The following is an 11,602-nucleotide window of genomic DNA, read 5'->3' as shown; positions in this document are numbered from 1 at the left end:
TGGGTTAGAACAAAAAAAGCAGCTTCCCGAAGGAAACTGCTTTTGTTTATTAACGGCTGTAGAACTCGACGATTTGCTTTTCGTCGATGTCTTGGGAAAGCTCGGAACGCTCTGGAAGACGGATGTACTTTCCTTCCAGTGTGTTCTCGTTCAAATCGATGTAAGCTGGGATGTGGTGACGACCTTCACGTGCTTCCTTGATGGACTTCATGGAACGGCTTCTTTCGCGAAGACCGATTACGTCGCCAGGAAGAACTTGGTAGGACGCGATGTCAACCTTCTTACCGTTTACAGTTACGTGGCCGTGTGCAACGAGCTGGCGTGCGCCTGCACGGGAGTTTGCAAAGCCAAGACGGTAAACGAGGTTGTCCAAACGGCTCTCAAGCAGGAACATGAAGTTCTCACCGGAGATCCCTGGAAGCTTGGAAGCACGGTCAAACAGGTTGCGGAATTGCTTCTCGCTCAGACCGTACATGTGGCGAAGCTTTTGCTTCTCCATCAATTGAATGCCGTAACCGCTAAGCTTGCGGCGTTGTCCAGGACCATGCTGACCCGGAGGGAAAGGACGCTTCAGTTCTTTGCCTGTTCCGCTAAGGGAAATGCCGAGGCGACGGCTTAATTTGAATTTAGGACCAGTGTAACGTGACATAAATGAGTAACTCCTTCTTTTCAAAAGTTATATGGTTTTGTAAAGAAAGAAACTCATGTGTCGGGCGTTGTCCGAATAGTTAGTTCGTAACTCCCTGCAGGGTTTCAGCCGCTGCCTGCAGGAGGACAAAACCCGTGAGAGGGTTCCACACGCTTTTCTTTACTTTCAAAGCAATCACATCGAGTACTAATTTTATATGATCGCAATTGCGGTGTCAAGATAAACACTTTGACACGGAACAAATTTTACGCTATGCCCATAGGAAAAAATGATTTGGAAATAGATACAAAAAAATCGTGCAGGGAGGTTCTGGATTTAGTATGATACTCGTATCGGAAACAACACATGGCCAACAGAAAAAAGCATATTTTTTTGTATGATTAAGTAAGCGTTTTCCAGCAAAAATGTAGAAAGGACCCGTATATGTGGCAACCGGAGTACTTTGATAAAGGAAGCAGCGATGCGAAGGCGCTTCCTTTATGGATTCGCCAAACGTTTTTCCAGTGGAGCCTTCTTATTTCAAGAGAGTTCTCCCTCGGAACGGATCGTTTTTTGATATTATTCAGCCCGCAAGCCGGGTGGTACCTATATGATTCTCAACGATCTCCGGCAGAAGGGGAGGCTATCCTCAGTAAGCTTGCTCTCTTGCGGGACAAGCGGCTAGTGGCCTCGATGTCTGAACCTGACGTCATATGGCTGGAGCTAGACGAGCAAAGAATTGGTTTGTACCCCTTGTCTATAGGAAACGAAGAGGTATGGCTGGGACTTGCTGTTAAAGCTGATATGGCTTCTGCTTCCCTTGCTGTACGGATGGCCGCCGCTTCTTTCCGAATGTATGCGGAAGGCGAGGCAGCCATCGAAGGGAGCCGGCCGGAAGCGGGGGCTAGCCTGCACAAAACGGAACTGCTTTATGATGCGGTACGAAGGCTGAACGCGAAGATCGATGTTGACGATGTTTTGGCTGAGCTTATGGATATTCTTCGTCATTGGTACCCTTCTTACAGGGTGGACGTCTTTTTATCTCAGGATCACCAGGTCGAAAGGAAGGGCGTTCGCCCTCTCGTACTGCAGCAGGATGAGCAGGATCCGTGCACAGAGGCGTTTGTCCATGGGAAACCGGTGGTACACCGGCAACATGGTGAGTGTCAACTTGCGCTGCCGATGTCAGGGAAGCAGGGCATTTACGGCGTCATACGGATCACAAGGGGAGCGGGAGAAGCCGATGTGGAGCAGGAAGCGCTGGCGACGCTTTTCTCCCTCGTCGATAACGCAGGAGTTTCTTTTGAAAATGCGGTGCTGCATGAGCATTCCAAATTGCTGGTGACAGAATACAAGCTGATCAATGAAATGATCAAACGCTTGAATCAAAGCCTTAAGCTTACCGATATTCTGGAGTTTGCGACGGTGGAGCTGGTGCAGATTTTCCACGCCGAGGTGGCGGTCATTCTTCAGCTGTCGCCCCAGAAGGATGCCTTTCAAGTTACGTCAACGAATTGGGATGAAATCCGTGATGCTGATTTTCCGACGGATTACGGCTTTTGCGGCATTGTCCATCGAACGAAAGAGCCATTGATCATATCCGATTTTCAAAAGCATCCGGAAATCGAATCGCGATTGATGCTGCAGACCGCTTCACGATCTCTTCTTGCATCACCGATTATCGCCAACTCGGAAGTCATCGGCGTCATTTTAATTACCCATCAGCTGCCGAATTTTTTCTCCTATAATAATTATAAGCTGCTGCAAATCATTTCAGGACACATCGGCCTAGCCATGACCAACGCTTCGCTGCACGCCGAGGTTCGCAGAATGGTAATCACCGACAATTTGACAGGCTTATATGCCCGTCATTATTTGAATGATCAAGTAAGGCTGCGCCAAAACCGCGACTTCTGCGGTTCTCTAATCGTTGTCGATATCGATAATTTTAAAATGGTGAACGATACGTTCGGGCATCAGATCGGCGATCAAATATTGATTCAAGTCAGCGAAATCATTCAATCCAGCATTCGAGAATCGGATATTGCCGCGCGCTGGGGAGGGGAGGAGCTGGCGGTATATTTACCTCAGGTCTCTGTCGAACAGGGAATCCGAATCGCGGAACGCATCCGCAGCCGGGTCAGTGAGGAAACGAACCCGAAGGTTACGGTATCCTGCGGCATCTCGGAATGGAAGAGCGAGGATGACAAAATTAGTGTAGAGAGCTTGTTCTACAAAGCGGACATGGCGCTGTATCAAGCGAAGCATTCGGGTAAAAATCAATATCAGGTTGGGTGAGGCGGAATAACCTCCCTTTTTCGGGACACGATAAATGTTGCGAAGAAGGGAGGTTTTTTTATTATGCTTACATGCAAAATTCAGCGTTTCCTCCGCAAGGAAGCGGGCAAGCGAATGGCAGCCGGGGCGGCCGGTATCGCTCTGTTTACAGGGCTATGCGCAGGCTGTACCTATCCCGCTGGTTCAGTAGAAAGCGAGCAGCTGCTGCGAGATACTGTGAAAAAAGTAAACGATGCAGAGAACTTTGCCTTCCAAGGGGAAAGCAGTGTTACCATTGAAGATATTTCCTTAACGAAAGATATTGAATTTCAAGGGTATGTACAGGGCAGAGGTAAAGCGGTAATTACGAAAAAAAATGAATCAGCTGCAGAAGAACAGACGCTTTCTTCGGCAAGCAAGCTGAACCCGCTGGTCCAGCTGAATCGTTTGGCGGATGTGCAGAGAAGTGTAACGGTAAACCAGGAGCTCTCTGATAATGTAACCTTAGTGCTTGATATTGAGTCGGAGCCGAATGAGATGGCGGCATTCTTAAAGGAGCAGTGGGGAGAAGCCGCAGCAGAGGCGGAGCTGGAGCAAATGCTGGGCCGCGTTACGGAGAAGTACGGGTTAAGCTCCGAGCAGCAGGAGCGCTGGAAAGCAATCGCAGCGGAACGGATTGAGCAGGCTCGCGGGAAATATATTGCGATGCTGGATTCCGTTAATACCGATACGCATTATCGGCTATATATAGATAAAGGAACGGAGCTGCCTTCACAGCTGGAGGCGAGTACAACGCTCCAATATAAGAATGAGGAAGCGGAGAGGGAGGAAACGTCTCGAACGATTTACCGCTTCTACAATTATTCTGAAGATCAGCTTATTGACCGGGAATCAATCGAGAACCCATAATGTTCCTACCGCCTAAAACATGCTACAATGAGGCTTGGGCTTTAAGCCGGGGAGGTCAAACATGGGGAAATCACAAGTATGGAAAAAGTCTCTGGCGCTGCTCGGGCTGCTAGCAGCAGGAATCGGCGTCGTTTATTTTCTTTTTTTTACGAAAACGGGTTCAATATTGCTCAACTCCAATGTAGAGCAGTTATCGCAATATTTACTCTCCTTTGGCTGGATGGCGTATGTCCTAGCGGTTGCCGTTGTATTCACGGTAACCTTTTTTCCGGTCATGCCCTTCTTTATTATTGGGGGGATTTGCACGGTTTCCTTCGGGTTTGTAAAAGGCTTTATTATCGCCTACACCGCCACGGTAATCGCTGCCTGCATTTCCTTTTATGTTACGCGTTATTTCGCCCATGAATGGGTGGAGCGGCGCATTTCGCGTTACCCTTCCATAGCTTTATTTAATCAAAGCTTGGATCAACGCGGGTTTTTCGTAATTTTATTTTTGCGGGTCATCCCGGTTATCCCATCATCCGTGATTAATTTCGGAGCCGGGATTTCTAAAATACGCTTTGCTTCGTTTGCATCCGCTTCAGCACTCGGAAAGCTCCCGATCATTTTTATGGAGTGCATGCTTGGCTATGACCTGATGCATTTTCAGGAAAATAAACAACGGCTGCTGCTGCTTTCCGCCATATTTGTTGTGCTGGGACTGGTTGGAGTTGCGGTAAAAAAAAGAATGAAAGCAAAGAATGAAGTCCAGAAAGTGGAGAAAAGGCTCGAAACGTACGTAAAAGGAGGAGAAACACCATGAGAGATCCGCGCATTAGCCAGTTGGCGAAGCAGTTGGTTCATTATTCGGTTGGTGTAAAGCAAGGTGACAATGTATTAATTGAAATGATCGGCGGCGAGCGCGAGCTGGTCAAAGCTCTTATTGAAGAAATATATCAGGCGGGGGGAAATCCTTACGTTGAGCTTCAGGATCGCAATATCCGCCGCGTTATTATTTCTTCGGCATCGAAGGCACATATTGAAGAGTGGGCTGCGCATGATTTGGAGCGAATGAACAAAATGAACGGGTGGATCGGTATCCGGGCTTCCGAGAATGCAAGTGATCTATCCGGCATTCCTTCCGATAAAATGGCCCAGTATGAGCAGCTTTACACGAAGCCGGTACATCTTGAGCGCCGGGTGAAGCATACAAATTGGGTTATTGCGCGCTTCCCGAACGATGCAATGGCGCAAATGGCCGGTATGAATACGGATGCGTTTGAGCAGTTCTATTTCAACGTTTGCAATTTGGATTATGCGAAAATGTCGAAAGCAATGGACCCGCTCTCGGAGCGCATGAGCCGTACAGACAAGGTTCGGATCGTCGGCCCGGGCACAGACTTGTCCTTCTCCATTAAGGGCATCGGCAATGTCAAGTGCGACGGCAAGCGGAATATTCCGGATGGGGAGCTGTATACGGCGCCGGTTCGCGATTCCGTTAACGGGGTCATCACCTATAATACACCGTCTGTGCATTTGGGAGTTACATACGAAAACATCTGTTTCCGTTTTGAAAACGGCAAGATTGTAGAGGCGACAGCCAATGATACGGAACGTCTGAACGCCGTCCTCGATACGGACGAAGGGGCTCGTTACATCGGCGAATTCAGCCTTGGCTTTAATCCTTATATTCTTCATCCAATGAAGGATACATTGTTTGACGAGAAAATTGCTGGCAGCCTGCATTTTACCCCAGGTCAAGCTTACGAAGAAGCGGACAACGGCAACCGTTCTGCCGTACATTGGGATCTCGTGCTCATTCAGCGCCCGGAATATGGCGGCGGAGAAGTATGGTTCGATGATGAGTTAATTCGTAAGGACGGATTGTTTGTCGTACCGGACTTGAAGGGACTCAACCCGGATCAGTTAAAATAATCCAAATTGTTCTTGCACAGGTGATTCGTTACAAGGTATGATGGTATCAAATATTTCTGGAGGCGATCCTATGTCCAACAAAAATGCTGCTATCGTCGAACTTTCCCAAACTGCAAACCAATTCAAGTCCTCTATCGTTCTTCAATACGAGAACAAGTATATCGATGTGAAGAGCATCCTTGGACTGTTCACAACTTTGGTGAACACCGGAGAATATGAACTGCATGTTCATGGCCCGGATGAAGCAGAAGCGAAGACAGCGATGAAGGAAGTATTTGAAAAGCACGGCATGACGGTAGCAGTAATCTAATACCCGATCGCCGAAAGAGTGATCCTGACCCGATTGAAGGGAAGGATCATTTTTTATTTTGGCAGCGCTTTCCCGCGAATACCTCACTTGTACAAAGCCTCGTTTTCGTCTAATATAGACATAGGTACATTGCAGGCAGACAAGGGGGGACCACAATGTCTTCATCGGAACTAATGCTAGAATTACATCAAAAGGCGCTGCAGCTTCTGCAGGAGGATGCAGAGAAGATAGAGAAGTTGATCGAGATCCAGATGGAAACTCTGACAAACCGCCGTTGCCCGGTGTACGAGGAAGTGCTAGACACGCAGATGTACGGCTTATCTCGGGAAATTGATTTTGCCGTGCGCGCAGGTTTGCTCGATGAACATTACGGAAAAGCGCTGCTGATCAAGCTTGAGCGGAATTTGGCAGAATTGTACGAAGCGCTTAGCCAAAGCAAATAAAAAACGCCGAGTCTCCAATTTTGGAGCATCGGCGTTTTTTTGTACGCAGCTAGATCAAATAAAAGGCGATTCCGATAATCATATAAACCACCAAGAGCAGGAAGCCTTCATACCAGTTGGAGGAGCCGTCCTGAGAAATGTTTTTGGCAATAAATACGGCGACGCCCATGGCCACAAGCTCTTCTACGGTGAAAATAATGTCCATCGGCTTCCCCATAAAGAAGCTGACGAGGACGAGCACCGGTGCGACGAACAGGGCGATTTGCAGTGAGCTGCCGATGGCAATTTCTACAGACGCGCCGATTTTGTTTTTCATCGCAAGTAATATCGCTGCACTGTGTTCTGCCGCGTTGCCGACAATGGCAATCAGGAATGCGCCGACAAACAGCTCGGAAAGTCCAAAACGATGTGTAACCTCCTCCAATGTGCCGACCAGCCATTCGCTGACGAAAGCGACCATCGCTGTCGCTACAATAAGCAGCACAATGGATGTGCCTTTTGACCAGGAAGGCTGTTCCCCATGGTCTGGGGCGGCTTCATCCGTCAAAACATGCTTATGCGTAACCATGGAAAAAAGCAGCCAGAGCAAATAAGCTATAACGAGAATGACAGCTACCGATAAGCTCATTTGCTCGGTTTGGGCGCTAGTCAGCCGGGAAGCGAACATCGCCGGCACGAACAGGGCAATAATCGAAAGGATCATTAACGAAGAGTTGTGGGAAGCTAGCTTTACATTGAAGTTTTGCTCCTTAAACTTCAATCCCCCGGCAACAAAGCTTGCTCCGAGCACAAGCAGCAGGTTCCCGATCACCGAACCGGTGATGCTTGCTTTTACCATATCGAAAAGACCTTCTTTAATGAGAAGAATAGCAATAATAAGTTCTGCTGCATTGCCGAAAGTGGCGTTCAAAAAACCGCCCAGCCGCTGTCCTGCATAGTGCGCTACATTTTCCGTCGCTTTTCCGAGAAAGCTGGCTGCGAGAATAATAGCTACGCAGGAAATCACGAACTGCACCATCATCGGCAAATGCAAGTAATGAGCCGCTCCGCTGGCAATAAAGCCTCCGCCCAGTAAAGTGTAATACACCTTTGGATTCATTCCAATTTCACCCCTATAAAAGTTCCGAGCAAAAAATAACAGCCTCTCTACTATATCTTATCCGGCTGACGGAGAGCAAATGATTTCCAATTCAAAAATTGGTCGGTCGGTTGCGGCAGAGCCCATAAACTTATACAATGGAACTACGATACGAAAAGAGGTGGTTGTCTATGGCAAAACACGAGGAGCACGGGTCCGTACGCGTGTCGGACGATGTCGTTTCAACCATAGCAGGTTTGGCGGCGTTGGATACCCCAGGCATCGCAGCGATGTCGGGAGGCATTTCTGAAGGCTTAGCCAAGCGGCTGAGCGGGAAGAATGTCCAGAAGGGCGTTACCGTCGAAGTCGGGCAGGTAGAGGCGGCAGTTGATTTGCGCGTCATCGTCAACTACGGTGTGCAGATTCAAGAGGTGTGTCAAGACCTGCAAAACAATGTAAAGGAAGCCATCGAGAATATGACCGGCCTCCAGGTCGTTGAAGTGAATGTGAAAGTAGAAGGTGTTGCATTTAAAGAGGATGCTCAAGAGGAGCCGTCCCAGCAGCTTCGGGTAAAATAGGCACTAAAAAGGGCAGTTTCGGCGAACTATCTCACCGGAACTGCCTTTTTGTTGTATGAGGCCGAGGCATTGGGTTCCTGCTGCTCACGAGAAACGCTGAGCAGAATCCCCATGCTAAACATACATACGAGTAAAGAAGAGCCGCCATAGCTGATAAACGGCAGTGTTACTCCCGTGGAAGGAATGGCACCGGTTACCCCGCCGATATTTATAAAGGCTTGGGCCCCGAGCATGCCCATGACACCCGTTCCAATTAACGTACCGAACAGATCGGGACAACGAAGGGCGACAATGAGTCCGCGCCAAATAAATAACAAATACGCAAGCAGGAATAGGCTTGTCCCGATAAAACCGAGTTCTTCGCCTACAATGGCAAAAATGAAGTCGTTATGTGCCTCCGGGAGATAGTGCAGCTTCTGCACACTGCGTCCGATGCCGGTACCGGTAAGGCCACCGTGCCCGAAGGCATAACGGGACTGCAAAATTTGGTAGCATGCATTCGAGGTATCCGACCAAGGATCCAAGAAGCAGGTGACACGATCGAAGCGGTAACCGAGATCCTGTTTGATGAGCGCATAGATCCCGATAAAAACAGCGCCAGTTGCGCCAATGATTCCTATAATAGAAAATAAATGCTTGAGATTTGCGCCGCCGGTAAGAATAACGGTGAAGGCACAAGCCAAGAAGATAACACTAGAGCCAAAATCAGGCTGCATAAAAATTAAAGAGGATAACAATCCGACCATGACGATAACCGGAAGGAGCCCGCTTTGAAAATCGCGGAACTTTTCTCCTTTTTTGCTGATGAGCGCGGATAAATATAATATAATGCTCAGCTTCGCAAATTCGGCGGGCTGAATCCCTAAGTTTCCGATCTGGAGCCAGCTGTGCGCTCCGTTGACGGGTGGACGGAACAAAACAATAACGAGCATCACCATGACAACAATCAAATACGGAAGAAACCATTTCTTCAGCTTGCTGTAATGGATATTCATCAGTGTCAGCATTCCGATCGAGCCAAGGATAACCCAGATGACCTGCTTTTTTAAATAATAAAACTTGTCTGCAATATCGGGGTCGGCTGCCGCAGTTGCACTGCTGGAGCTGAATACCATGACAAGTCCGAAGCAGACAAGAATAAAGGTTAGAATCAAGAGAAGAAAGTCCGGTGTTCCCCTTTTCGAGGAGTTCATTGGCGCTTCCCTTTATTAATGGCTAGCAAGCTGGTCTTTCAGCGCAGCCAGCTTCATCTTGGCAATTTTTAATACCTGCTCCGGCACTTGGCCTTCGTAATCGAGTCCATGCGGGAAAGTCGCACGTCCAAGATATACGTCGTCAATGCGCAAAATCGCGTCCGGGTTTTCCAGCTTACCTTCAACGGCGCGAGTGCTGATGCGAAGATAATATTCGGCACCCGACGCGGTGTCGTCGATTTTGTAATCGTAAGTCGCTCTATAGTACTCCCACTGCCACCGGACAAAGCCGATTTTGGAAGAGGCGGAATCCAAATGGTGAAGATCGGTTTTTTGACCGTTTAATCCTGTATTTTCGAGAATCACAAAAAATTCCTCCTAGTTTCGTAATGCAGCAGGTTAGCTGTCTTTTCCATGATAGTATGTTTCATGGCGATGTGCAAGCCGCGCTTTAGGCAAAAAAACGAACCTTTTCACGCTTTGCGAGGATCATAATGGAACACGCAAAGACGAACATGCTACAATAAGTACAAATCGAAACCGAGTGGAAAGAGGAGCTGCGCATGACATTGTCTATAGGATTGGATCAATGGTATCCGCGCATGGTGGAATGGAGACGCCACCTGCATTCAAATCCGGAGCTTTCCTATGAAGAGAAAGAAACCTCAGCGTTCATTGCGAAACAGCTGTCCGATCTTGGGCTGGAAGTTGCGACGGGGGTTGGCGGTCACGGCATAACGGCGCTGCTGCGCGGGGCGGAGCAGGGACCTACGATTGCATTTCGCGCCGATATCGATGCCCTTCCGATCCAGGATGAGAAGGATTGTGAATATAAATCGAAGGTTCCCGGAGTCATGCACGCCTGCGGACATGACGCGCATACGGCCGCGCTGCTTGGAACGGCTGCGCATTTATGCTCGGTACGCGACCGTTTAAAGGGAAACGTAAAATTTATTTTCCAGCCTGCGGAAGAAGTAAGTCCGGGCGGCGCTCTTGGCATGATTCGCGACGGCGCATTGGAAGGCGTCGATGCCATATACGGAGTTCATTTGTGGACGCCGTTTCCCGTAGGCACGATTCAGACGAAAGCGGGTCCTTTCATGGCAGCCGCCGATGAGTTCCAAATTACCGTACAGGGTAAGGGTGGACACGGAGGTCTGCCGAATCAGACGGTGGACAGCATCGTAACGGCCTCGCATCTCGTGGTCAACCTGCAAACGATCGTGAGCCGCAACGTCGATCCGACCGACCCTTGCGTCATTTCCATTGGCTCGATTCATGGGGGATCGGCTTTTAATGTGATCGCGGAAAAGACGGCGTTGATCGGTACGGTTCGTTCCTTTACTGCGGAAACCCGCGATTTGGCGGAACGCCGTCTGAAAGAGGTCGTTAAGGCGAGCTGCGAGATGCAGGGGGCTACCGCCGAGTTTGAGTACAAGCGGGGGTACCCGCCGGTCGTTAACCCGCAGCGCGAAACGGAGCTTGCGATGCAGGTGGCCCGGCAAACCGTAGGAGAGTCCAACGTAATGGAGAGTCCTTTTATTATGGCCGGGGAAGATTTCGCTTACTATTTGCAACAGGTGCCGGGCTGCTTTGTTTTTGTCGGCGCGGGCAGCGAAAAGCATGTGGCCCCGCATCACCACCCGTTATTTGACATTGATGAGAAGGCCATGCTTCTTTCCGCGCAGTGGTTTACCCGAATGGCGGAAGCCTATTTGGGCTGATCTTCTAACGCATGGATTCGGTCCCTCAGGGAAGTCTAAACCGTGAGGGCCGGCGACTGCCGTTTCTCTTCGTTCATTTTTGGAGGAGGGATAACGATGAGCAAAAAAGTGCGTGAAATTATGACGACGGATGTTGAGACGGTTACTTTAAAGGACAACATTTATGAGGTTGCCGTTAAAATGAAAAAATACGACGTCGGTTTCGTGCCTGTTGTAGAAGGCCGCAAACTGATCGGCGTAATTACGGACCGTGACCTTGTGATTCGCGGTTATGCAGAAAAGCATTCGGGATCCACTGAAGTGAGCGAAGTGATGACAAACAAGCAAATCACGACGGTTACTCCAGAGACGACTGCGGATGAAGCAGCAAAAATGATGGCAAAAGAACAGGTACGCCGTTTGCCGGTCGTTGAAAACGGCGAGCTGGTCGGTGTCGTTGCCATCGGCGATCTGGCTGTACGCAACAAGCTGGAAGAGGAAGCGGGAGAGGCGCTAAGCAAAATCTCCGAGCCTGTGCATTCCAGATAATAGGGCAGTACTGCAAACCC

The 11,602-nt window shown here is 49.1% G+C and carries 13 protein-coding genes; 9 read left to right on the top strand and 4 right to left on the bottom strand.

Annotated elements, in window-relative coordinates; translation table 11 throughout:
• Nucleotides 1-49: 49 nt before the first annotated feature.
• The gene (gene rpsD, locus GQS10_RS01245; protein WP_166238176.1) at nucleotides 50-649 is read right to left on the bottom strand and encodes a 30S ribosomal protein S4; all 600 of its coding nucleotides are present in this window, start codon (nucleotides 647-649) and stop codon (nucleotides 50-52) included.
• A gap of 423 nt (nucleotides 650-1,072) precedes the next feature.
• Here rpsD and GQS10_RS01240 point away from each other — a divergent pair, with 423 nt between their 5' ends.
• The 6 genes from GQS10_RS01240 to GQS10_RS01215 all read left to right on the top strand — a co-directional run bounded on the left by GQS10_RS01240 (nucleotide 1,073) and on the right by GQS10_RS01215 (nucleotide 6,481).
• Complete coding sequence (locus GQS10_RS01240; RefSeq protein ID WP_166238174.1) at nucleotides 1,073-2,926, top strand: sensor domain-containing diguanylate cyclase; 1,854 nt, start codon at nucleotides 1,073-1,075, stop codon at nucleotides 2,924-2,926.
• A 63-nt stretch (nucleotides 2,927-2,989) separates the two neighbouring features.
• The gene (locus tag GQS10_RS01235; protein ID WP_166238172.1) at nucleotides 2,990-3,814 is read left to right on the top strand and encodes a hypothetical protein; all 825 of its coding nucleotides are present in this window, start codon (nucleotides 2,990-2,992) and stop codon (nucleotides 3,812-3,814) included.
• 61 nt (nucleotides 3,815-3,875) lie between these two features.
• Nucleotides 3,876-4,616, top strand: coding sequence for a TVP38/TMEM64 family protein (locus GQS10_RS01230; RefSeq protein WP_166238170.1), 741 nt, complete (start codon nucleotides 3,876-3,878; stop codon nucleotides 4,614-4,616).
• Nucleotides 4,613-5,728, top strand: a complete 1,116-nt coding sequence (locus GQS10_RS01225) for an aminopeptidase (protein ID WP_166238168.1) — start codon at nucleotides 4,613-4,615, stop codon at nucleotides 5,726-5,728. Before GQS10_RS01230 ends, GQS10_RS01225 begins: the two co-directional genes overlap by 4 nt.
• A 70-nt stretch (nucleotides 5,729-5,798) precedes the next feature.
• Nucleotides 5,799-6,038, top strand: coding sequence for an HPr family phosphocarrier protein (locus GQS10_RS01220; RefSeq protein WP_166238166.1), 240 nt, complete (start codon nucleotides 5,799-5,801; stop codon nucleotides 6,036-6,038).
• A gap of 155 nt (nucleotides 6,039-6,193) precedes the next feature.
• Nucleotides 6,194-6,481: an Fpa/YlaN family protein gene (locus tag GQS10_RS01215; RefSeq protein WP_166238164.1), complete on the top strand. Its 288-nt coding sequence runs from the start codon at nucleotides 6,194-6,196 to the stop codon at nucleotides 6,479-6,481.
• 49 nt (nucleotides 6,482-6,530) lie between these two features.
• Here GQS10_RS01215 and cax read toward each other — a convergent pair whose 3' ends face one another.
• Nucleotides 6,531-7,580 (bottom strand): calcium/proton exchanger, encoded by a 1,050-nt coding sequence (gene cax, locus GQS10_RS01210; protein ID WP_166238162.1) that lies wholly within the window; start codon nucleotides 7,578-7,580, stop codon nucleotides 6,531-6,533.
• 170 nt (nucleotides 7,581-7,750) lie between these two features.
• Here cax and GQS10_RS01205 point away from each other — a divergent pair, with 170 nt between their 5' ends.
• Entirely contained in the window at nucleotides 7,751-8,137 is a 387-nt protein-coding gene (locus GQS10_RS01205) for an Asp23/Gls24 family envelope stress response protein (RefSeq protein WP_166238160.1), read from the top strand.
• Between the two features lie 26 nt (nucleotides 8,138-8,163).
• Here the strand turns inward: GQS10_RS01205 and ftsW are convergent, their stop codons facing one another.
• Entirely contained in the window at nucleotides 8,164-9,330 is a 1,167-nt protein-coding gene (gene ftsW / locus GQS10_RS01200; RefSeq protein ID WP_166238158.1) for a putative lipid II flippase FtsW, read from the bottom strand.
• Between the two features lie 15 nt (nucleotides 9,331-9,345).
• The gene (locus GQS10_RS01195) at nucleotides 9,346-9,696 is read right to left on the bottom strand and encodes a YugN family protein (RefSeq protein WP_166238156.1); all 351 of its coding nucleotides are present in this window, start codon (nucleotides 9,694-9,696) and stop codon (nucleotides 9,346-9,348) included.
• 197 nt (nucleotides 9,697-9,893) lie between these two features.
• On the opposite strand from GQS10_RS01195, the gene GQS10_RS01190 reads away from it, so the two are divergent.
• Both GQS10_RS01190 and GQS10_RS01185 read left to right on the top strand, forming a co-directional pair.
• On the top strand, nucleotides 9,894-11,054 hold the full coding sequence (locus GQS10_RS01190; protein ID WP_166238154.1) for a M20 metallopeptidase family protein: 1,161 nt from the start codon (nucleotides 9,894-9,896) through the stop codon (nucleotides 11,052-11,054).
• Nucleotides 11,055-11,150: 96 nt separating this feature from the next.
• Entirely contained in the window at nucleotides 11,151-11,582 is a 432-nt protein-coding gene (locus GQS10_RS01185; protein ID WP_166238152.1) for a CBS domain-containing protein, read from the top strand.
• Nucleotides 11,583-11,602 lie beyond the last annotated feature (20 nt).

Source organism: Paenibacillus turpanensis, from assembly GCF_011421635.1.
In the GTDB taxonomy this organism is placed as follows: Bacteria; Bacillota; Bacilli; order Paenibacillales; family YIM-B00363; genus Paenibacillus_AK; species Paenibacillus_AK turpanensis.
Note: the sequence above shows the minus strand (reverse complement) of the source record. Positions and strands in the feature narration are given on the sequence as shown.